We start from the raw sequence: 20,405 nt of genomic DNA, 5'->3' as shown, positions 1-20,405 counted from the left end.
AAACGTGACCGGTGAGAAGGGGAAGGGCGAACGGAGGCCACATCCGTTCACCTTAAGCGCAATAATCGTTAAATATTTAACGTTTCGATAACAGCCTGACGCGCGCCGTGGCGGGTAATGCGCTGGTATGCCTGGCTTACAGCCTCCACAAACAGGCTGTTTTGCGGGAGATCGTGACCAAAGACTTCACTCAGCCCCAGCAGCGCGTTGACGCGGTCGCTGTCGCCGCTGGCGCTGACAAGCGCGCGGATTTTATCGCTAAGGGGATCGCGAACGTCAATCGCATTGCCACGTTCGTCGGTACCGCTTACGTAGCGCATCCAGCCGGCCACGCCCAGAGCCAGCAGCGGCCACGGCGTTTTTCGCTCAAGGTGGACGCGGATCCCGTCCAGCATTCTCTGGGGCAGTTTCTGGCTACCGTCCATCGCGATTTGCCAGGTTCGATGCTGGAGCGCCGGGTTGGCAAAGCGCTCCAGCAGGCTGTCGGCATAGGCGGTGAGGTCAACATCTTTGATGCGTAGGGTGGGCGCCTGCTCGTCCAGCATGAGGCGACGGGCGGCGTCACGGAACGCGGCGTCCTCCATGCATTCATTAATATGGGCGTAGCCCGCAAGATACCCGAGATAGGCCAGGAAAGAGTGGCTGCCGTTGAGCATGCGCAATTTCATCTGTTCCCACGGAAGAACATCCTGCACCATCTGAACGCCCGCGACTTCCCACGCCGGACGGCCAGCGACAAAGTTATCTTCCACTACCCACTGAATAAACGGCTCGCAGCTGATGGCGCACGGATCGTCTACGCCCAGCGCGTCGGTAATTTCCGCCAGCGAGGCTTCCGTGGCGGCGGGCACAATCCTGTCGACCATCGTTCCGGGGAAGCTCACGTGGCGATCAATCCATTCAGACAGCTCCGCGGAACGCTTTTGCGCCATGCCCAGCACCGCGTTTTTCACCACGTGCCCGTTATCAGGGATGTTGTCGCAGGAGAGCACGGTAAAGGCAGGCAGGCCGCGCTCGCGGCGGCGGTGAAGCGCCTCGACCAGGATCCCGGGGGCGGAATGCGGCTCTGCCGGGTTCTCAAGGTCATGGATAATGCGCGCGTTGTGCAGATCGAGCTTTCCGGTGGCGGGGTCAATGCAGTAGCCTTTCTCCGTGATGGTAAGCGACACAATCGCGACCTGCGGCTCACAAAATTTCTCAATGATGGCGGGCAGAGAGTCCAGCTTTGCGTTCAGGCATTCATGGACGGCACCGACGATAATGGCCTCATTGCCTTCAGCACCTTTCTCCAGCACCGTGAACAGATGATCCTGCGCGCGCAGCTGGCTCATCAGCACGTCGCCGCTGAAGAGGCTAATCTCGCAAATGCCCCAGTCGCCGCCTTTTTCATTCAGCACCCGATTTGTTAACAATGCCTGGTGCGCACGGTGAAACGCGCCAAAGCCAAAATGTACGATGCGGGAGCGTAATTGCGCACGATCGTAGCGCGGTTGCTGAACCTGGGCAGGAAGGACGGCGGAGGCAATTGTCTTCATGAGATACACACCTGATTAACCATTAATTAACAATGCCAGTGTAAAGTTATATGACAGCAAATAAAATTGGTGAGCCGTAAATATCCCCGTTCTGTGAGTTTGATCAATCAATGTGTGGCGCTGTATTGACCCTTCACGGTAAACATGTATGGTAGTCGTCATTGCAGTAGCACATATTGGTATAACAACTTAAGAGGGTGAGGCAATGGAACAAACGTGGCGTTGGTACGGGCCGAACGATCCGGTTTCTCTTGATGATGTGCGTCAGGCTGGCGCAACGGGTGTGGTCACGGCGCTGCATCATATTCCTAACGGTCAGGTTTGGCCGGTAGAGGAAATTCAACAGCGTCAGGCGCTGCTGGCGGAGAAGGGGTTAACTTGGTCTGTCGTGGAAAGCATTCCGGTTCATGAGGATATCAAAACCCATTCCGGTGAGTACCAGACCTGGATTGCGAACTACCAGCAGAGCATTCGTAACCTGGCGGCCTGCGGTATTGATACGGTCTGCTACAACTTCATGCCTATCCTCGACTGGACGCGAACCGACCTTGAATATCAGATGCCGGACGGTTCAAAAGCGCTGCGTTTCGACCAGATCGCCTTTGCGGCGTTTGAGCTGCACATTCTGAAACGCCCGGGCGCCGACGCGGACTATACCGCGGAAGAGCTGGAGCAGGCGCGCGCGTGGTTTAACGCCGCCAGCGACGCGGACATTGAAAAGCTGACCCGCAATATCATTGCTGGCCTGCCCGGCGCGGAAGAGGGCTATACGCTGGATCAGTTCCGCGCGCGCCTGGCGGAATATGGCGATATCGATAAGCAGCAGCTGCGGGAAAACATGGCGTATTTCCTGCGCGCTATCGTGCCGGTCGCGGAAGAGGTCGGCGTGCGCCTGGCGGTGCATCCGGACGATCCACCGCGTCCTATCCTCGGCCTGCCGCGCATCGTGTCCACCATTGAAGATATGCAGTGGCTGAAAGAGACGGTCAACAGCATCTATAACGGTTTTACCATGTGTACGGGCTCCTACGGCGTGCGGGCGGATAACGACCTGGTGCAGATGATTGAAGCCTTTGGGGATCGTATCCACTTTACGCATCTGCGCGCGACCTGCCGTGAAGAGAATCCAAAGACCTTCCACGAGGCCGCGCATCTGGGCGGCGATGTGAATATGGTCGCGGTAGTAGACGCCATTCTGGCGGAAGAGGCGCGTCGTAAGCAGGCGGGCGATATGCGTCCTATTCCGTTCCGTCCGGATCACGGCCACCAGATGCTGGACGATCTGCGTAAGAAAACCAACCCGGGTTATTCGGCGATAGGCCGTCTTAAAGGGATGGCGGAAGTGCGCGGCGTTGAGCTGGCGCTGAAGATGACGAAGTATCCGGAGCTTCTGTAACCGGAATTGCCGGGTGGCGGCTTCGCCTTACCCAGCGTACAAAAACACAAAAACCGGCTTCTGGGCCGGTTTTTTCGCAGGTCGGGTAAGCGTAGCGCCACCCGACACATGCCGTACTCAGTCAGCGCGACCCATATAGCGTTTTTCTTCGATATGGATGCGGATTTTCTCGCCTGCGGAGAGGTATTCCGGCACCTGTACAACCAGGCCGGTGGTCAGGGTCGCCGGTTTGTTGCGGGCACTTGCGGACGCGCCTTTGATGCCTGGCGCGGTTTCAACGATTTCCAGATCGACGGTCTGCGGCAGTTCCAGCGCCAGCAGCACGCCGTCCCAGGTCAGAACCTGCATGTCAGGCATGCCGCCTTCAGGGATGAACAGCAGCTCTTCTTCAATCTGATCTTTGGTGAAGATGTACGGCGTGTAATCTTCTTTGTCCATGAACACGTATTCGTTGCCGTCGATGTAGGAGAAATCAACATAGCGACGGGTCAGGGTCACGGTATCGACGATATCATCACCCTTAAAGCGCTCTTCTACCTTCAGGCCGGTACGCACATCGGCGAAACGCATTTTGTACAGCGTTGCTGCACCACGGGCGCTCGGGGCCTGAATATCGATATCTTTCACAATCAGCAGTTTGCCGTTGTAATTCAGCACCATACCTTTCTTAATTTCGTTCGCTCTTGGCATTGCAGTAATCCTGTTTACGGGAGGTAAAAAATATCGCGCCAAATTACTCGCGCGCGGCCTTTCAGGCAAGCGGAATTCGCGGCTTTTGCTATCAATACGCAAAAGGTGTTACTGTGCGCGCGATGCCCGACTGCACGGGCATTCGTCCGCGAAAGAGAGCATTTATGGATTGCCGTCCCGATTGTGGCGCGTGCTGTACTGCACCGTCCATTTCAAGCCCCATTCCAGGAATGCCCGAGGGCAAGCCTGCCAACACCCGCTGCGTTCAGCTCTCTGAAGCCAACCTGTGTATGATCTTTGGTTCGCCGCTGCGCCCGAAAGTCTGCTCCGGGCTTCAGCCCACGGCCGAAATGTGCGGCAGCACGCGCGAGCAGGCGATGACGTACCTTCTTGAGCTGGAAGCGCTCACCGCGCCTTAAACGTCTTTAATCTTCGCCAGACAGCCGAGCGTCAGCGTACACATCACCAGCGCAATCCAGAACACCGTGTGATAGTTCCAGATTTCAGCCACCACGCCGGCCAGGGAGCCAGCGATAATCCAGCCCACGCGGGTGGTATTAGTATAAAGGGTGGTGGCAGAGCCTGCCTGGCCCGGCATCAGATCCTGGAAATAGAGCATGCCTATCCCGGCGAGAATGCCAATATAGATGGCGTTCAGCAGCTGTAAAGCCAGCAACAGCCCCGGCGTATGTACCGTCAGCATACCGATATAGAACAGCAGACCGGCGGCAGCGGCGATGCGCATTAAAAAACGCTTGCCGAAGCGCTTTGCGTAATAGCCCGCTATCAGCATCGTCGGGATCTCAAGCCCGGCCGCGGTGCCCATCATGATGCCCGCCAGCTTCTCCGGCAGGTGCAGTTCGTCAATAATAAACAGCGGCATATTGATGATATACAGGCTGTTAGTGCCCCACATCAGCGTGCAGATAACAAACAGGATCAGGGCGTCTCGGCGGTTGCGGCGCGGCGCTTCCAGCACGCCCGTTGCCACTTTCGGTTCTTTGCGCATCGACGGCAGGAAGAACCACACCAGCGCACCGCACGCCACAAACGCGACGGCCGCACTCAGGTACATCACCGTAAAGCCAAAACCCATCGCCAGGGCGTAGGCCAGCGGCGGGCCAATCACCCATGCCAGCGATACCTGAGCGCGCAGGACAGAGCTGAACATCACCGCTTCCCGTCCGGTATGGTCGGCGTGCTCGCGGGCCAGCGCGAAAAGCTGGGGGTTCGCCGTTGAGCCAAAGCTGCTCAGGAATACCCCGATGAAAAGCAGAATGAAGTAGTTGCGGTTCCAGGCAAACAGAACGCAGGCCATGACACCCAGCAGACAGCAGAAAACGATCAGACTTTTGCGATCGCCTTTTCTGTCGGATCGCCCCGCCAGAAACTGGCTGACCAGGATACCGATGATGGCGCTTCCGGTAAAAAAGAAGCCGACCATCGCCGGACGGACGTGAACCTCGTTGGTCAGAAACAGGCTCAATGTCGGCGTCTGTAACGCACCGGCAATGCCCGTGAAGAAGGCAACAACCAGGAACGCCGCTGAGGTTAAATCAAAGGGCTTCGGCGAGACGGCCGCAGGGGTGTTATGCATGTTTTATAATTAGCGAGTAGCAGAGAGGGGCGGAGTTTACGCCGTTAGCTAAAAAATAAACAGTGGGTGGCGTCAAGGATGCCACGAAAAATCAAAATGGCATTTCAACTTCCTTCAGACCCGGCTGAACTTAGCTGAAACTGACTTGCTGAACTTCAGCAACATTCAGCTCAGCGAAGAAGAAATGTGCTGTATCTCTAAATTCTGACATCAGAAATACGAGTTTACTTGCAAGGTATTGCAGAAAGCGCAAGACTTTTTGAAACGTTTCAGCGCTATCTTGTTTTAACAAACGGAGCAGGCTAGCGCATTTTTTCTCATTAAAGCTGAAACGATTCAAGTTCAGCAGGAGTGGAGAACCATGTTCCAGTTATCTGTTCAGGATATCCACCCGGGCGCTCAGGCCGGGGATAAAGAAGAGGCTATTCGCCAGGTTGCCGCTGCGCTTGTGCAGGCGGGTAACGTCGCGGACGGCTATGTCAACGGCATGCTGGCCCGCGAGCAGCAGACCTCAACCTTCCTCGGCAACGGCATTGCCATTCCTCACGGCACAACCGACACCCGCGATCAGGTCCTCAAAACCGGCGTTAAGGTTTATCAGTTCCCGCAGGGCGTGCTCTGGGGCGACGGTCAGGTGGCGTATGTGGCTATCGGGATCGCGGCCAGCAGCGACGAACACTTAGGCCTGCTGCGTCAGCTGACGCATGTCCTGAGCGATGACGCGGTGGCGGAACAGCTGAAGTCCGCCACGACTGCCGAAGAGCTGCGCGCCTTGCTGATGGGCGAAAAACAGAGCGAAGCGCTGAAGCTCGATAATGAAACGCTGACGCTGGATGTGGTTGCCTCCGATCTGGTGACGCTGCAGGCGCTGAACGCGGGTCGTCTGAAAGAGGCCGGCGCGGCGGATGCCACGTTTGTGACGCGCGTGATTAACGATAAGCCGCTGAATCTCGGCCAGGGTATCTGGCTGAACGACAGTGCTGAAGGCAACCTGCGCAGCGCTATCGCCGTGAGCCGTGCGGCCACTGCGTTTGACGTCGAAGGCGAGCGCGCGGCCATGCTGGTGACCGTAGCGATGAACGATGAACAGCCAGTTTCCGTGCTGAAGCGTCTGGGCGATCTGCTGCTGAACAACCAGGCTGAAAAACTGCTGAACGCCGATGCCTCCACCGTGCTGGCACTGCTGACCAGCGATGATGCGCTGAAGGAAGACGTGCAGACCGCTGAGTTCGTGGTCCGCAACGAACACGGCCTGCATGCCCGTCCGGGCACCATGCTGGTAAATACCATTAAACAATTTGAAAGTGAGATCACCGTGGCGAATCTTGACGGTACGGGCAAACCGGCCAACGGCCGCAGCCTGATGAAAGTGGTCGCGCTGGGCGTGAAGAAAGGCCACCGTCTGCGCTTCACCGCGCAGGGTGCCGATGCTGAACAGGCGCTGAAAGCGATTGGCGACGCCATCGCGGCAGGTCTGGGGGAGGGCGCATAATGAGCAGACGTGTTGCGACTATTACGCTGAACCCGGCTTATGACCTGGTAGGATTTTGCCCGGAAATTGAGCGCGGCGAAGTCAACCTCGTGCGTACCACTGGCCTGCATGCTGCGGGCAAAGGGATCAACGTCGCGAAAGTGCTCAAGGATCTCGGTATCGACGTCACCGTGGGGGGATTCCTCGGTAAAGATAACCAGGATGGTTTTCAGCAGCTGTTCAGCGAGCTGGGCATTGCTAACCGTTTTCAGGTTGTGCAGGGCCGTACCCGTATCAACGTTAAGCTGACGGAGAAAGACGGTGAAGTGACCGACCTGAACTTCTCTGGCTTCGAGGTGACGCCGTCGGACTGGGAGCGTTTTGTGAACGACTCTCTGACCTGGCTGGGCCAGTTTGACATGGTCTGCGTCAGCGGCAGCCTGCCGTCCGGCGTGAGCCCGGAAGCCTTTACCGACTGGATGACGCGCCTGCGCAGCCAGTGCCCGTGCATCATTTTTGACAGCAGCCGCGACGCGCTGGTTGCGGGCCTGAAAGCCTCGCCGTGGCTGGTGAAGCCGAATCGCCGCGAGCTGGAGATCTGGGCGGGCCGTAAGCTGCCAGAATTAAAAGATGTGATTGACGCTGCCCATGCGCTGCGCGAGCAGGGGATCGCTCACGTGGTTATCTCGCTTGGTGCAGAAGGCGCGCTGTGGGTTAACGCGTCCGGCGAATGGATCGCCAAACCGCCGTCAATGGAAGTTGTCAGTACCGTTGGCGCGGGGGATTCCATGGTTGGCGGCCTGATTTACGGCCTGCTGATGCGTGAATCCAGTGAACATACCTTACGTCTTGCCACCGCCGTTGCTGCCCTGGCCGTCAGCCAGAGCAATGTCGGTATTACCGATCGTACCCAGTTAGCCGCGATGATGGCGCGCGTTGACTTAAAACCTTTTAACTAACAGCAGGAGAGGAATAATGAAAACGCTGCTGATCATTGACTCCGGTCTCGGACAGGCTCGCGCCTATATGGCGAAGACCTTGCTGGGCGCGGCGGCACAAAAAGCACATCTGGAGATTATCGATAATCCAGGTGATGCAGAACTGGCCATTGTCCTGGGCGACAAAATCCCGGCTGACAGTGCGCTGAACGGCAAAAAAGTGTGGCTCGGCGATATTAATCGCGCGGTGGCCCATCCGGAACTGTTCCTGAGCGAAGCGAAAGGTCACGCGTCTGTCTATAGCGCGCCGGTCGCGACGGCTCCGGCGGCGGGTCCGAAACGCATTGTTGCGGTGACGGCCTGCCCAACGGGCGTGGCGCACACCTTTATGGCGGCTGAAGCCATTGAAACCGAAGCGAAAAAACGCGGCTGGTGGGTAAAAGTTGAGACGCGCGGCTCCGTTGGCGCGGGTAATGCTATCACCCCGGAAGAAGTCGCTGAGGCCGATCTGGTGATTGTGGCGGCGGATATCGAAGTGGACCTGGCGAAATTCGCCGGTAAGCCAATGTACCGTACCTCCACTGGCCTGGCGCTGAAAAAGACCGCGCAGGAGTTTGATAAGGCGCTGGCGGAAGCCAAACCTTATCAGGCTACCGGTGCGGCTAAAACCGCCACCGAAGGTAAGAAAGAGTCAGCAGGCGCCTATCGCCACCTTCTGACCGGCGTGTCGTACATGCTGCCAATGGTGGTGGCGGGTGGTCTCTGTATCGCGCTCTCCTTTGCGTTCGGTATCACCGCGTTTAAAGAACAAGGCACGCTGGCCGCAGCGCTGATGCAGATCGGCGGGGGTTCAGCCTTCGCGCTGATGGTGCCGGTTCTGGCAGGCTTTATTGCCTTCTCCATCGCTGACCGTCCAGGCCTGACGCCGGGTCTTATCGGCGGTATGCTGGCCGTGAGCACCGGTTCCGGCTTTATCGGCGGCATCATCGCCGGTTTCCTGGCCGGTTACGTCGCGAAGCTGATCAGTTCGAAGCTGAAGCTGCCGCAGAGTATGGAAGCGCTGAAGCCGATTCTGATCATCCCGCTGATTTCCAGCCTGGTGGTCGGTCTGGCGATGATTTACCTGATTGGTAAGCCGGTTGCGGGCATCCTGGCGGGTCTGACCCACTGGCTGCAAACCATGGGTACTGCGAACGCGGTTCTGCTGGGCGCAATCCTCGGCGGCATGATGTGTACCGACATGGGCGGTCCGGTGAACAAGGCAGCGTACGCCTTTGGCGTGGGCCTGCTGAGTACCCAGACCTACGCGCCGATGGCGGCGATCATGGCGGCAGGTATGGTGCCTCCTCTGGCGCTCGGCCTGGCGACGATTATTGCCCGTCGTAAGTTCGATAAAGCGCAGCAGGAAGGCGGTAAAGCCGCGCTGGTGCTGGGTCTGTGCTTCATCACCGAAGGGGCGATTCCGTTTGCGGCGCGTGACCCAATGCGCGTGCTGCCGTGCTGTATCGTCGGCGGTGCGGTAACGGGAGCCATCTCCATGGCGATTGGCGCGAAGCTGATGGCACCGCACGGCGGTCTGTTCGTGCTGCTGATCCCTGGCGCCATTACCCCGGTACTGGGCTACCTGCTGGCAATTGTTGCCGGTACGCTGGTGGCGGGTCTCTCTTACGCGGTGCTGAAACGTCCTGAAGCGGAAGTTGTGGCAAAAGCCGCGTAAGCGATAAACAACAAAAAAGCCGGGTCGCATCGCGCACCCGGCTTTTTTTATGCCGCCTGTTCTGCGGTTTGCTGTGCCTTCAGCCAGGCAATCTCTTCTGCCCAGATGTCCGGATTAATGGTCTCCAGCACCATCGGGATGCCGTCGAAGCGGGCGTCCTGCATGATGAAGCGAAACGCATCGTGGCCGATGTTGCCTTCGCCCAGGCTGTGGTGGCGGTCAACGCGGCTGCCAAAGGCGCTTTTCGCATCGTTCAGGTGCATGCCGCGCAGGTACTGAAAGCCCACAATGCGCTCGAACTCATCAAACGTGTTTTTCGTCGCCTCGGTTGTGCGCAGGTCATAGCCGGCCGCAAACGCGTGGCAGGTATCAATGCACACGCCGACGCGGGATTTGTCCTCCACGCCGTCAATGATTGCCGCCAGATGTTCGAACTTAAAGCCCAGATTGCTGCCCTGACCGGCGGTATTCTCAATCACCGCGGTGACGCCTTTGGTTTTGTCCAGGGTGATGTTGATGGACTCGGCAATGCGCGCCAGACAGGCGTCTTCGTCGATCTGCATCAGATGGCTACCCGGATGGAAGTTCAGCAGCGTCAGCCCCAGCTGTTCGCAGCGCTGGACTTCATCAAGAAACGCCTCGCGGGATTTTTCCAGCGCCTCTTCAACCGGGTGACCGAGGTTGATCAGGTAGCTGTCGTGGGGAAGGATCTGGCCGGGCCCGTAGCGGTATTTCTCACAGGCGGCTTTGAAATCATCAATCACCTCAGCGGTGAGCGGTGCGGCGCGCCACTGGCGCTGATTTTTGGTGAACAGGGCGAAAGCGGTCGCCTCAATTTCGGCGGCACGAATGGCGGCGTTTGCAAGGCCACCGGCAGCGCTGACGTGCGCTCCAACATATTTCATAAAAAAACTCCTGCTAACCCGAAACGCTTATGATAGCGGGTTAGCAGGAGAAGGACGAGATGGTTTATGCCATCAGGCTATGGACCGCGAGGTTAATCGCGCCGCCGCCGACAATCAGCCAGATGAAGAGCACCAGCGCCATCAGCAGCGGTTTCGCCCCGGCTTTTTTCAGCGCGCTGACGTGCGTGGTCACCCCCAGCGCCGCCATAGCCATCGCCAGCAGCACGGTATCCAGCGTCACCAGCATATCCACCACCGCTTTAGGCAGCAGATGGAAGGAGTTAAAGATCGCAACCACGATGAACAGGATCGCAAACCACGGAATGGTGATTTTACTCTTCTGATTGCTGTTCGCCGGAGCCAGCTGCTTAACCCGCGCCGCGAGGAAAATCAGGAACGGCGCCAGCATCATCACGCGCAGCATTTTGGCAATCACCGCCGCGTTTTCCGCTTCCGGGTTAATGGCGTGACCTGCCGCCACCACCTGGGCCACTTCGTGCATGGTTGAACCGATGTAGATGCCGTAGGCTTCCGGGCTAAACCAGTGGGCCACCAGCGGATACATGGCCGGGTAGAGGAAAATCGCCAGCGTACCGAAGATCACGACCGTCGCCACCGCCACGGTCACCTTGCTGGCTTCGGCCTTAACGACGGGCTCCGTTGCCAGCACCGCCGCTGCGCCGCAGATACTGCTCCCGGCGCCGATCAGCCAGCTGGTTTGCTTATCCAGGCCAAAGATTTTCTGGCCGATAAAGCAGGCCAGCAAAAAGGTGCTGGTCAGGGTCAGGACGTCGATGGCAATCCCGCTCACGCCCACGTCCGCAATCTGCGAAAAGGTGAGGCGGAAGCCGTAAAGAATGATCCCGAGACGCAGCAGGTGCTGCTTGGCAAAGATCACGCCGCCGTCGCAGGATTTCCAGATATGCGGGTAAACGGTATTACCCACGACCATGCCGAGCAAAATGGCCAGCGTCAGGGCGCTGAAACCTGCGCCTGCGATGGCCGGGATGCTGCCGCCCCATAGCGCGACGGCGGTGACTGCGGCGCTGAGGGCAAGACCCGGCACGAAGTGCCACACTGTACGATGATGTTGTAAGGTGATTTCTGACATAACCTTCTCCTTTGTCTGGCTAAAGGTTACGGCGCTCTGGCTTAAAAATAAAATTGATTATATACTTATAATCAATCTATATAAGTGGTAAGCAACCATGCACATTACTTTGCGTCAGCTGGAAGTGTTTGCCGAGGTGCTGAAAAGCGGCTCGACGACCCAGGCGTCACAAATGCTGGCGCTCTCACAGTCTGCGGTCAGCGCGGCGTTGACCGATCTTGAAGGGCAGCTGGGCGTACAGCTTTTCGACAGGGTAGGGAAGCGTCTGGTGGTCAACGAGCACGGTCGTCTTCTTTATCCACGCGCGCTGGCGCTGCTGGAGCAGGCTGTCGAAATCGAACTGCTGTTCCGTGAAGACAACGGCGCGATCCGCGTTTACGCCAGCAGCACCATCGGGAACTATATCCTGCCGGAGGTGATTGCCCGCTACCGCCGGGATTTCCCGACGCTTCCGCTCGAGATGAGCGTGGGCAACAGCCAGGACGTTATCAACGCGGTGATCGATTTCCGCGTGGATATCGGCCTTATTGAAGGTCCGTGCCATAACGTCGATATTATCGCCGAACCCTGGCTGGAGGATGAGCTGGTGGTGTTTGCCTCCCCGGCCTCGTCGTTACTGCAGGGCGAGGTGACGCTGGAGCGCCTGGCGCAGGCGCAGTGGATCCTGCGCGAGCAGGGGTCCGGCACGCGTGAAATTGTCGATTACCTGCTGCTGTCTCATCTGCCGCATTTCCAGCTGGGGATGGAGCTGGGGAACTCGGAGGCCATCAAGCACGCGGTGCGCCACGGTCTGGGGATCAGCTGTCTTTCCCGGCGGGTCATTGCCGAACAGCTTGAGACCGGGTCGCTGGTTGAAATCCCGGTTCCATTGCCGAAGCTGGTGCGCACGCTGTGGTGTATTCACCATCGTCAGAAACACCTGTCCAGCTCGCTGCAGCGTTTTCTGCGCTACTGCGCTATTTAACACTCTCCCCAAAGGGGAGAGGGAAAAATGATGCTTTACTTATAATCCTGGCCGCGTCATGAAGCTCTCTTATAACAGGGTATTTCTGCCGGAAGGAACGGCGATCGTCTGCTACAATCGCGCCTCATTTATTGAATGGACAGCATTTTCACATGGTTTCAGAAATTAAAACCACAGAAGCGCCCACGCTACGGCGTGAACTCAAGGCGCGTCACCTGACGATGATCGCCATTGGCGGCTCAATCGGTACAGGTCTTTTCGTTGCCTCTGGTGCAACGATTTCGGCAGCCGGCCCGGGTGGGGCATTATTCTCTTATATTCTGATTGGCCTGATGGTGTACTTCCTGATGACCAGTCTCGGCGAACTGGCGGCCTATATGCCGGTATCCGGTTCGTTCTCGACCTACGGGCAAAAATACGTTGAAGAAGGCTTTGGCTTCGCGCTGGGCTGGAACTACTGGTACAACTGGGCGGTCACTATCGCCGTTGACCTCGTCGCCGCGCAGCTGGTGATGAACTGGTGGTTCCCGGATACGCCGGGCTGGATCTGGAGCGCCCTGTTCCTCGCCGTCATCTTCCTGCTGAACTACATCTCCGTGCGCGGTTTCGGCGAAGCGGAATACTGGTTCTCTTTGATCAAAGTGGCAACCGTCATCATCTTTATCGTCGTCGGTGTGGCGATGATCGTTGGTATTTTCAAAGGCGCAGAACCTGCGGGCTGGAGCAACTGGACAATAGGCGATGCGCCGTTTGCCGGTGGACTGTCGGCCATGATTGGCGTGGCAATGATTGTCGGCTTCTCCTTCCAGGGAACCGAGCTGATTGGCATTGCTGCCGGTGAGTCAGAAAACCCGGAGAAAAACATTCCGCGCGCGGTTCGTCAGGTCTTCTGGCGTATCCTGCTGTTCTACGTGTTTGCGATTCTGATTATCAGCCTGATCATTCCGTATACCGATCCAAGCCTGCTGCGTAATGACGTCAAAGACATTAGCGTCAGCCCGTTCACGCTGGTCTTCCAGCACGCCGGTCTGCTTTCTGCTGCGGCAGTGATGAACGCCGTTATCCTGACCGCCGTCCTGTCAGCCGGTAACTCCGGGATGTACGCCTCTACCCGTATGCTCTACACGCTGGCCTGCGACGGTAAGGCGCCGCGTATCTTCGCCAAACTCTCCCGCGGCGGCGTACCGCGTAACGCGCTGTACGCCACAACGGTGATTGCCGGTCTGTGCTTCCTGACCTCCATGTTTGGCAACCAGACGGTATACCTGTGGCTGCTGAACACCTCCGGGATGACGGGCTTTATCGCCTGGCTGGGGATTGCCATCAGCCACTACCGTTTCCGCCGCGGCTTCGTCAAGCAGGGTCACGATATTAACTCGCTGCCGTATCGCTCCGGCTTCTTCCCGCTGGGTCCCATTTTCGCCTTCATTCTGTGCCTGATCATTACGCTGGGACAGAACTATGAAGCGTTCCTGGCGGACACCATTGACTGGGGCGCCGTCACGGCAACCTACATTGGTATTCCGCTGTTCCTCGTCATCTGGTTTGGCTACAAGCTGACGAAAGGAACACACTTCGTTCGCTACAGTGAAATGGAATTCCCGGAACGATTTAAAAAATAACCGCACTTCCTCTCTTTTAGCCCGCTCGTTTGAGCGGGTTTTTTTATGCCCGCTCCGCAGAAACAAAGATATATTTCTTAACAATTTAATTGATAATAATTATCGTTTGCTTTATCGTTATCAAAAATAAGCGTGTCACCGACCCACCGCAGACGTGGGCGGCAAGGAAGACGCGTGAGCAATGATGATTTGATTGAGTTGTATTTACCTCATGGAGATATGGAATGTTTAGGTTGAATCCCTTCGTCAGGGGAGGACTTTGCGCGTCCGCAATGTCCCTGGCCCTGCCTGTTATCGCAGCGGAATCCGGCGACACAATGGTTGTCACGGCCTCCGCGACCGAGCAAAACCTGAAAGACGCGCCGGCAAGCATCAGCGTCATCACCCAGGAAGATTTGCAGCGCAAACCCGTTCAGAACCTGAAAGATGTGTTACGGGATGTGCCGGGCGTACAGCTCACCAGCGAAGGGGACAACCGTAAGGGGGTAAGCATTCGCGGCCTGGACAGCAGCTATACGCTGATCCTGATCGACGGCAAGCGCGTCAACTCGCGTAACGCGGTATTCCGCCATAATGATTTCGACCTCAACTGGGTGCCGGTTGACGCCATTGAACGCATCGAGGTGGTGCGCGGCCCGATGTCTTCGCTATACGGCTCCGATGCGCTCGGCGGCGTGGTGAACATCATCACCAAAAAAATCGGTCAGAAATGGACGGGCACCCTGAGCGCCGACTCCACCATTCAGGAACATCGCGACCGTGGAGACACGTACAACGGTCAGTTCTATACCAGCGGCCCGCTGGTGGACGGCCTGCTGGGGCTGAAAGCCTACGGTAGCCTCGCGAAGCGTGAGAAAGACGGTCAGCAGAAGTCCTCTACCACGGCGAGCGGTGAAACCCCGCGCATTGAGGGCTTTACCAGCCGCGATGCCAACGTGGAGTTCGCATGGACGCCGTCAGAAAACCACGACTTTACGGCGGGCTACGGGTTCGACCGCCAGGATCGCGACTCGGATTCCCTCGACAAAAACCGCCTTGAGCGTCAGAACTACTCCCTTAGCCACAACGGCCGCTGGGGTGTGGGCAGCAGCGAGCTGAAGGTTTACGGCGAAAAGGTTGATAACAAAAACCCGGGCAACAGCAATCCGATCACCTCCGAGAGCAACGCGGTGGACGGAAAATACGTGCTGCCGCTCGGCGAAATCAACCAGCTGATGACCTTCGGCGGCGAATGGCGTCACGATAAGCTAAAAGATCCGGTCAACCTCACGGGCGGCTCCGGCAGCAGTACGTCGACAAGCCAGTACGCGCTGTTCCTTGAGGATGAGTGGCGCATCTTTGAACCTCTGGCGCTGACCACCGGCATTCGCATGGACGACCATGATACCTACGGCGACCACTGGAGCCCGAGGGCGTATCTGGTCTACAACGCGACCGATACCGTCACGGTGAAGGGGGGCTGGGCTACGGCGTTTAAAGCCCCGTCACTGCTCCAGCTGAGCCCGGACTGGGTCACCGGCTCGTGTCGCGGCGCCTGTGAGATTGTGGGTAACCCGGACCTGAAGCCGGAAACCAGCGAGAGCTTCGAATTCGGTCTTTACTACAGCGGGGAAGAGGGCTGGTTAGAGGGCGTACAGGCGAGTATTACCACCTTCCAGAATAACGTTGATGACCGCATCAGCATCATCCGTACGGCGAACGTGAACCAGGCGCAGAGCTACCCTAACTACGTTGGCCTGAACGCGGACGGCGAGCCGATTTTCCGCTACTACAACGTTAACAAGGCGCGGATCCGCGGGGTGGAGACCGAGCTGAAATTCCCGCTGGCGGACGACTGGAAGGTGACCCTGAACTACACCTACAACGACGGTCGTGATATCAGCAACGGCGGCAACAAGCCGCTGTCCGATCTGCCGTTCCATACCGCCAACGGAACCGTTGACTGGAAGGCGACGCAGGACTGGTCGTTCTATGTTCAGGGCAACTACACCGGTGAGAAACGCGCGCTGACCAGCAGTGCACCAACGCCGGGTGGCTACGTCATCTGGAATACCGGTGCCGCGTGGCAGACGACGAAAAGCGTGAAGCTGCGCGCGGGCGTGCAGAACCTGCTGGACAAAGATCTGAGTCGGGACGATTACAGCTACACGGAAGATGGCCGTCGCTACTTTGTGGGCGTGGATTATACGTTCTGATGTAACGTTAATGCCCGGTGGCGCTTCGCTTACCGGGCCTACAAAACCCACGAACGTAGGCCGGGTAAGGCGAAGCCGCCACCCGGCAATCAGCCGCACTTACCCAAACAAATGCTCCGCATGGAAGCGGAGATGATCCTCAATAAAGGATGCGATGAAGTAATAGCTGTGGTCGTACCCCGGCTGAATCCGCAGCGTGAGCGGCCACTCTTTCTGACGCGCCGCTTCGGCAAACACGGCAGGTTGTAATTGCCCGGCGAGGAACTGATCCGCATCGCCCTGATCGATAAGCATCGGGATCGCATTCGCTGAGTCGCTCGCCAGCATCAGCGCGCAGCTGTCCCATTCCTGCCATTTCGCTTCATCGTTACCCAGATAGTGTGTGAAGGCTTTTTGCCCCCACGGCACCTGTGTGGGGTTCACAATCGGCGCAAAGGCAGAGACGCTGGTAAATTTACCCGGGTTTTTCAGGGCCAGAATCAGCGCCCCGTGTCCGCCCATGGAATGTCCGCTAATGGCGCAGCGTTCGCTCACCGCAAATTCGGACTGAATCAGCGCGGGCAGCTCGTCGCGAATGTAGTCATACATGCGGTAGTGGCGCGCCCAGGGCTGCTCGGTGGCATTCAGATAAAACCCGGCGCCTTTGCCGAGGTCGTATCCCGCATCGTCGGCCACATCGTCCCCGCGCGGGCTGGTGTCGGGCATCACCAGAGCAATACCAAGCTCGGCGGCAATACGCTGCGCACCCGCTTTGGTGGTGAAGTTTTCGTCATTGCAGGTCAGGCCTGAAAGCCAGAACAGAACCGGTGGATTTTCCGCCGGGGGCAGGAAAATGCTGAACGTCATGGCACAGTTCAGGGTGGTGGAGTCGTGCCGCCAGCGCTGCTGTCGACCTTCAAAACAACGGTGCTCTTCGAGCAGTTCCATGCAGGGCTCCTTGATGAGAATGCGTATTCATAAAAACCATAATACAGCCTTTTCATTGACCTGTGAGTAACTTTCACTTTCGCCAGACCGCGAGATGCTGCATCATAAATTTACTTTTATTTAACAATTGGAGCGGTCATGGCGCTGCGTATTGCGCTCAGTGGGTTTGTCGTGCTGGTGGTGGCGATGGGGATAGGGCGATTTGCCTTTACGCCCCAGGTGCCGCTGATGATTGCTGCCGGGCAGCTTACGCTGACCAGCGCAGGTCTGGTGGCGGCGATGAACTATCTGGGCTATCTGGTGGGCGCGTGGGATGCGATGCGCGCGCACCGCTTCGTTGAAACGCGCCTCTGGCTTGGCATCACCGGCGCGGTTGCGCTGACGCTGCTCTCCGCGGCGGCGGATAACGCCGTCGTCCACGGCCTGCTGCGCTTTGTTATCGGCTGCATGAGCGGCTGGTCCATGGTGCTCATTGCCGCCTGGACCAACGAACGGCTGGGACAGCTGGGTAAACCGGGTCTGAGCGCCGCCGTGTTTGCCGGGCCGGGGGCGGGCATTGCCCTGAGCGGTCTGCTCGCCGTCTATATTCATGCGAAATCCCTGTCGGCCGGGGCGGCATGGCAAATCTACGGCGTGCTGGCGCTGGTGCTGATTGCGCTGGTGGCGCGCTATCTGCCGCGATCCGGTCAGCTCCATCGCCCCGGCACCGCGCCGGAGCCGCTGATGCTGACGGCGGATTTAAAGCGCCTGGTCTGGAGCTACAGCCTGGCGGGGTTTGGCTATATCCTCCCGGCGACCTTCCTGTCGCAAATGGCGGCGGTGCGTTTTCCCGGCAGCCTGTTCGCCCAGTTCGTCTGGCCGATATTTGGCCTCGCCGCCGTGGTGGGCATTGCGCTGAGTATTCTTTTGCGCCACACCTCAACGGCTAACCGCAGGCTGGCTATCGTCCTGTGGTTGCAGGGGGCAGGCGTGCTGGCGGCCTGGCTGCTGCCGGGGATTGGCGGGTTGCTGACGGGCGGGCTGCTGGTGGGCGGCGGCTTTTTGTGCGCCGTGCAGCTCTCTCTTTTATACGGTCGCGAGCTGGCGCCCAACCACACGCGCTATATGGCAGGCCTGCTCACCACCGGGTATGCGATTGGGCAACTGGTGGGTCCGGTCACCTCGGCGTTATCAACCTGGCTTACCCACCGCCTGGAGCCCGCGCTGGGGCTGGCGGGCGTGGCGCTGTTCGTCGGGGGAGCCCTGGTCTGGAATCGTCACGCTGAAAGGCAACAGCAATTGCAATAATTATCGTCGTGAATACTGGATTATGTGCGCCGCCTCACGCACAATGAGAGCATACTTTTGCCACAACGAGGGCAAAAGACGCCACACCTGCAGGAGAACAAAATGTCATCACTCAGTAAAGAAGCTGCCCTGGTCCACGAAGCTCTGGTCGCGCGCGGTCTTGAAACGCCCCTGCGTCCGCCCGTGCAGGATTTGGACAATGAAACCCGCAAGCGTCTGATTGCCGGTCACATGACCGATATCATGGAGCTGCTGAATCTCGATCTGAGTGACGACAGTCTGATGGAGACGCCGCACCGCATCGCGAAAATGTACGTCGACGAAATTTTCTCCGGCCTGGACTACGCCAACTTCCCGAAAATCACCGTCATTGAAAATAAGATGAAGGTGGATGAGATGGTGACGGTGCGCGACATCATGTTGACCAGCACCTGCGAACACCACTTCGTGACCATCGACGGGAAAGCGACCGTGGCGTATATCCCGAAAGACACGGTGATTGGCCTGTCGAAGATCAACCGCATCGTGCAGTTCTTCGCTCAGCGTCCGCAGGTGCAGGAGCGTCTGACGCAGCAAATCCTGACCGCGCTGCAAACGCTGCTGGGCACCAGTAACGTGGCCGTCTCTATCGACGCGGTTCACTACTGCGTGAAGGCGCGCGGCGTGCGTGATGCGACCAGCGCAACGACCACCACCTCGCTGGGCGGTCTGTTTAAATCGAGCCAGAATACCCGCCAGGAGTTCCTGCGCGCCGTACGTCACCACAATTAAGTTTTACAGGGCAGGGACCATGGAGCGAAACGTCACGCTCGATTTTGTTCGCGGCGTCGCCATTCTCGGTATCCTGCTGCTTAATATCAGCGCCTTCGGTTTGCCGAAGGCCGCTTATCTCAATCCTGCCTGGTATGGCGACATCACTCTCCGCGATGCCTGGACGTGGGCTATCCTCGACCTCTTCGCGCAGGTTAAATTCCTCACGCTTTTTGCCCTGCTGTTTGGCGCAGGTCTTCAGCTTCTCCTCAAACGCGGCACGCGCTGGATCCAGTCGCGGCTGACGCTGCTGGTTATTCTCGGCTTTATTCACGGCCTGTTTTTCTGGGACGGCGATATCCTTCTCGCGTATGGGCTAGTCGGGCTCATCTGCTGGCGCCTCATTCGCGATGCCCAGAGCGTAAAAAGCCTGTTTAATACCGGCGTGATGCTCTATGTCATGGGGCTTGGAGTGCTGTTGCTGCTGGGGACGATCTCCGGCGAGGCGACAAACCGTGCCTGGATCCCGGATGCGGCTAACCTGCAGTACGAGCAGTTCTGGAAGCTGAAAGGCGGTACGGAAGCGATAAGCAACCGCGCGGACATGCTGGGGGATAACCTCCTTGCGCTGGGCGCGCAATACGGCTGGCAGCTGGCGGGAATGATGCTGATGGGCGCGTCGCTGATGCGCACCGGCTGGCTGAAAGGTGAATTCAGCCTGCGGCACTATCGCCGCACCGGCGCCGGTCTGGTGCTGCTCGGCGTGCTGATTAACCTCCCGGCGGTGGTTGTGCAGTGGCACATCCACTGGGATTACCGCTGGTGCGCGTTCCTGCTCCAGGTGCCGCGCGAACTGAGCGCGCCGTTCCAGACCATCGGCTACGCGGCGCTGATCTACGGCTTCTGGCCTACGCTTTCTCGCCTGTGGATTGTCAGCGCTATCGCCTGCGTGGGCCGCATGGCGTTGAGTAATTACCTCCTGCAAACGCTTATCTGCACCACGCTTTTCTATCGCTTTGGCCTGTTTATGAAATTCGACCGCCTCGCGCTGCTGGCGTTTGTTATTCCGGTCTGGGTGATTAACCTGGCGTTTTCTATTCTCTGGCTACGCTATTTCCGCCAGGGGCCGCTGGAGTGGGTATGGCGTCAGTTAACCGCACATGCTTCAGGGGTATCATTGCGGAATACATCCAGATAACGATCTGGATCACAATCATTAACAAAACGGATGTAAGCGTTTTCATGAGTGTGAGCTTCTTCACGTAGTCCCCTTTCTCTCGCTGCCAAAATAGCCACCTTG

17 protein-coding genes are annotated in these 20,405 nt (G+C 58.0%); 11 read left to right on the top strand and 6 right to left on the bottom strand.

Going from position 1 to position 20,405, the window contains the following annotated elements; genetic code table 11:
* Window positions 1-68: 68 nt before the first annotated feature.
* Window positions 69-1,535: a mannitol dehydrogenase family protein gene (locus tag ACJBF3_RS01095; RefSeq protein ID WP_045328003.1), complete on the bottom strand. Its 1,467-nt coding sequence runs from the start codon at window positions 1,533-1,535 to the stop codon at window positions 69-71.
* 205 nt (window positions 1,536-1,740) lie between these two features.
* Between ACJBF3_RS01095 and uxuA the strand changes: the two genes are divergently transcribed.
* On the top strand, window positions 1,741-2,931 hold the full coding sequence (gene uxuA / locus ACJBF3_RS01090; protein ID WP_045328005.1) for a mannonate dehydratase: 1,191 nt from the start codon (window positions 1,741-1,743) through the stop codon (window positions 2,929-2,931).
* A 117-nt stretch (window positions 2,932-3,048) separates the two neighbouring features.
* Here the strand turns inward: uxuA and yeiP are convergent, their stop codons facing one another.
* On the bottom strand, window positions 3,049-3,621 hold the full coding sequence (yeiP, locus tag ACJBF3_RS01085; RefSeq protein WP_008500940.1) for an elongation factor P-like protein YeiP: 573 nt from the start codon (window positions 3,619-3,621) through the stop codon (window positions 3,049-3,051).
* A 164-nt stretch (window positions 3,622-3,785) separates the two neighbouring features.
* Here yeiP and ACJBF3_RS01080 point away from each other — a divergent pair, with 164 nt between their 5' ends.
* Window positions 3,786-4,040 carry a zinc/iron-chelating domain-containing protein gene (locus tag ACJBF3_RS01080; RefSeq protein ID WP_045328007.1) on the top strand — a complete coding sequence of 85 codons (255 nt, stop codon included), beginning with the start codon at window positions 3,786-3,788 and terminating at the stop codon, window positions 4,038-4,040.
* On the opposite strand, the gene setB is transcribed toward ACJBF3_RS01080, so the two are convergent.
* Complete coding sequence (gene setB, locus ACJBF3_RS01075) at window positions 4,037-5,218, bottom strand: sugar efflux transporter SetB (RefSeq protein WP_045328008.1); 1,182 nt, start codon at window positions 5,216-5,218, stop codon at window positions 4,037-4,039. The two genes, ACJBF3_RS01080 and setB, sit on opposite strands and share 4 nt — an antisense overlap.
* A gap of 361 nt (window positions 5,219-5,579) precedes the next feature.
* On the opposite strand from setB, the gene fruB reads away from it, so the two are divergent.
* From fruB to fruA, 3 genes are read left to right on the top strand one after another with little or no spacing between them, the layout of a single operon-like run.
* Window positions 5,580-6,710, top strand: a complete 1,131-nt coding sequence (gene fruB / locus ACJBF3_RS01070; protein WP_045328009.1) for a fused PTS fructose transporter subunit IIA/HPr protein — start codon at window positions 5,580-5,582, stop codon at window positions 6,708-6,710.
* Entirely contained in the window at window positions 6,710-7,648 is a 939-nt protein-coding gene (fruK, locus tag ACJBF3_RS01065; protein ID WP_008500936.1) for a 1-phosphofructokinase, read from the top strand. Before fruB ends, fruK begins: the two co-directional genes overlap by 1 nt.
* Before the next feature lie 16 nt (window positions 7,649-7,664).
* Complete coding sequence (gene fruA / locus ACJBF3_RS01060; RefSeq protein WP_045328012.1) at window positions 7,665-9,344, top strand: PTS fructose transporter subunit IIBC; 1,680 nt, start codon at window positions 7,665-7,667, stop codon at window positions 9,342-9,344.
* A 47-nt stretch (window positions 9,345-9,391) separates the two neighbouring features.
* On the opposite strand, the gene nfo is transcribed toward fruA, so the two are convergent.
* Both nfo and ACJBF3_RS01050 read right to left on the bottom strand, forming a co-directional pair.
* A complete protein-coding gene (gene nfo, locus ACJBF3_RS01055; RefSeq protein WP_032641793.1) occupies window positions 9,392-10,249 on the bottom strand; it encodes a deoxyribonuclease IV in 858 nt (285 codons plus the stop codon).
* Between the two features lie 64 nt (window positions 10,250-10,313).
* On the bottom strand, window positions 10,314-11,360 hold the full coding sequence (locus tag ACJBF3_RS01050) for a YeiH family protein (protein WP_045328015.1): 1,047 nt from the start codon (window positions 11,358-11,360) through the stop codon (window positions 10,314-10,316).
* Window positions 11,361-11,457: 97 nt separating this feature from the next.
* Between ACJBF3_RS01050 and yieE the strand changes: the two genes are divergently transcribed.
* The 3 genes from yieE to cirA all read left to right on the top strand — a co-directional run bounded on the left by yieE (window position 11,458) and on the right by cirA (window position 16,141).
* Complete coding sequence (yieE, locus tag ACJBF3_RS01045) at window positions 11,458-12,324, top strand: DNA-binding transcriptional regulator YeiE (protein WP_045328016.1); 867 nt, start codon at window positions 11,458-11,460, stop codon at window positions 12,322-12,324.
* A 152-nt stretch (window positions 12,325-12,476) separates the two neighbouring features.
* Window positions 12,477-13,946: an amino acid permease gene (locus tag ACJBF3_RS01040; RefSeq protein ID WP_045328018.1), complete on the top strand. Its 1,470-nt coding sequence runs from the start codon at window positions 12,477-12,479 to the stop codon at window positions 13,944-13,946.
* 224 nt (window positions 13,947-14,170) lie between these two features.
* Window positions 14,171-16,141 (top strand): catecholate siderophore receptor CirA, encoded by a 1,971-nt coding sequence (cirA, locus tag ACJBF3_RS01035; protein ID WP_045328019.1) that lies wholly within the window; start codon window positions 14,171-14,173, stop codon window positions 16,139-16,141.
* Between the two features lie 99 nt (window positions 16,142-16,240).
* On the opposite strand, the gene fghA is transcribed toward cirA, so the two are convergent.
* Complete coding sequence (fghA, locus tag ACJBF3_RS01030; RefSeq protein WP_045328021.1) at window positions 16,241-17,068, bottom strand: S-formylglutathione hydrolase; 828 nt, start codon at window positions 17,066-17,068, stop codon at window positions 16,241-16,243.
* Between the two features lie 138 nt (window positions 17,069-17,206).
* Between fghA and ACJBF3_RS01025 the strand changes: the two genes are divergently transcribed.
* From ACJBF3_RS01025 to yeiB, 3 genes are all read left to right on the top strand, one after another.
* The gene (locus ACJBF3_RS01025; RefSeq protein WP_045328023.1) at window positions 17,207-18,355 is read left to right on the top strand and encodes a YbfB/YjiJ family MFS transporter; all 1,149 of its coding nucleotides are present in this window, start codon (window positions 17,207-17,209) and stop codon (window positions 18,353-18,355) included.
* A 102-nt stretch (window positions 18,356-18,457) separates the two neighbouring features.
* Window positions 18,458-19,126: a GTP cyclohydrolase I FolE gene (gene folE / locus ACJBF3_RS01020; protein ID WP_045328024.1), complete on the top strand. Its 669-nt coding sequence runs from the start codon at window positions 18,458-18,460 to the stop codon at window positions 19,124-19,126.
* Window positions 19,127-19,145: 19 nt separating this feature from the next.
* Entirely contained in the window at window positions 19,146-20,303 is a 1,158-nt protein-coding gene (yeiB, locus tag ACJBF3_RS01015) for a DUF418 domain-containing protein YeiB (RefSeq protein WP_045328025.1), read from the top strand.
* The last annotated feature ends 102 nt before the right edge of the window (window positions 20,304-20,405 follow it).

This window comes from Enterobacter sp. PP-008-ECC_S150 (assembly GCF_045257065.1).
GTDB classification, from domain to species: domain Bacteria; phylum Pseudomonadota; class Gammaproteobacteria; order Enterobacterales; family Enterobacteriaceae; genus Enterobacter; species Enterobacter chengduensis.
Note: the sequence above shows the minus strand (reverse complement) of the source record. Positions and strands in the feature narration are given on the sequence as shown.

Excerpts from the sequence above, each read along its gene's own strand:
- setB (WP_045328008.1), bottom strand. The coding sequence starts at position 5,218 with ATGCATAACACCCCTGCGGCCGTCTCGCCGAAGCCCTTTGATTTAACC.
- yeiB (WP_045328025.1), top strand. The coding sequence starts at position 19,146 with ATGGAGCGAAACGTCACGCTCGATTTTGTTCGCGGCGTCGCCATTCTC.
- yieE (WP_045328016.1), top strand. The coding sequence starts at position 11,458 with ATGCACATTACTTTGCGTCAGCTGGAAGTGTTTGCCGAGGTGCTGAAA.
- ACJBF3_RS01050 (WP_045328015.1), bottom strand. The coding sequence starts at position 11,360 with ATGTCAGAAATCACCTTACAACATCATCGTACAGTGTGGCACTTCGTG.
- cirA (WP_045328019.1), top strand. The coding sequence starts at position 14,171 with ATGTTTAGGTTGAATCCCTTCGTCAGGGGAGGACTTTGCGCGTCCGCA.
- fruB (WP_045328009.1), top strand. The coding sequence starts at position 5,580 with ATGTTCCAGTTATCTGTTCAGGATATCCACCCGGGCGCTCAGGCCGGG.
- ACJBF3_RS01040 (WP_045328018.1), top strand. The coding sequence starts at position 12,477 with ATGGTTTCAGAAATTAAAACCACAGAAGCGCCCACGCTACGGCGTGAA.
- nfo (WP_032641793.1), bottom strand. The coding sequence starts at position 10,249 with ATGAAATATGTTGGAGCGCACGTCAGCGCTGCCGGTGGCCTTGCAAAC.
- uxuA (WP_045328005.1), top strand. The coding sequence starts at position 1,741 with ATGGAACAAACGTGGCGTTGGTACGGGCCGAACGATCCGGTTTCTCTT.
- ACJBF3_RS01095 (WP_045328003.1), bottom strand. The coding sequence starts at position 1,535 with ATGAAGACAATTGCCTCCGCCGTCCTTCCTGCCCAGGTTCAGCAACCG.
- yeiP (WP_008500940.1), bottom strand. The coding sequence starts at position 3,621 with ATGCCAAGAGCGAACGAAATTAAGAAAGGTATGGTGCTGAATTACAAC.
- ACJBF3_RS01025 (WP_045328023.1), top strand. The coding sequence starts at position 17,207 with ATGGCGCTGCGTATTGCGCTCAGTGGGTTTGTCGTGCTGGTGGTGGCG.
- fruK (WP_008500936.1), top strand. The coding sequence starts at position 6,710 with ATGAGCAGACGTGTTGCGACTATTACGCTGAACCCGGCTTATGACCTG.
- fghA (WP_045328021.1), bottom strand. The coding sequence starts at position 17,068 with ATGGAACTGCTCGAAGAGCACCGTTGTTTTGAAGGTCGACAGCAGCGC.
- fruA (WP_045328012.1), top strand. The coding sequence starts at position 7,665 with ATGAAAACGCTGCTGATCATTGACTCCGGTCTCGGACAGGCTCGCGCC.
- ACJBF3_RS01080 (WP_045328007.1), top strand. The coding sequence starts at position 3,786 with ATGGATTGCCGTCCCGATTGTGGCGCGTGCTGTACTGCACCGTCCATT.
- folE (WP_045328024.1), top strand. The coding sequence starts at position 18,458 with ATGTCATCACTCAGTAAAGAAGCTGCCCTGGTCCACGAAGCTCTGGTC.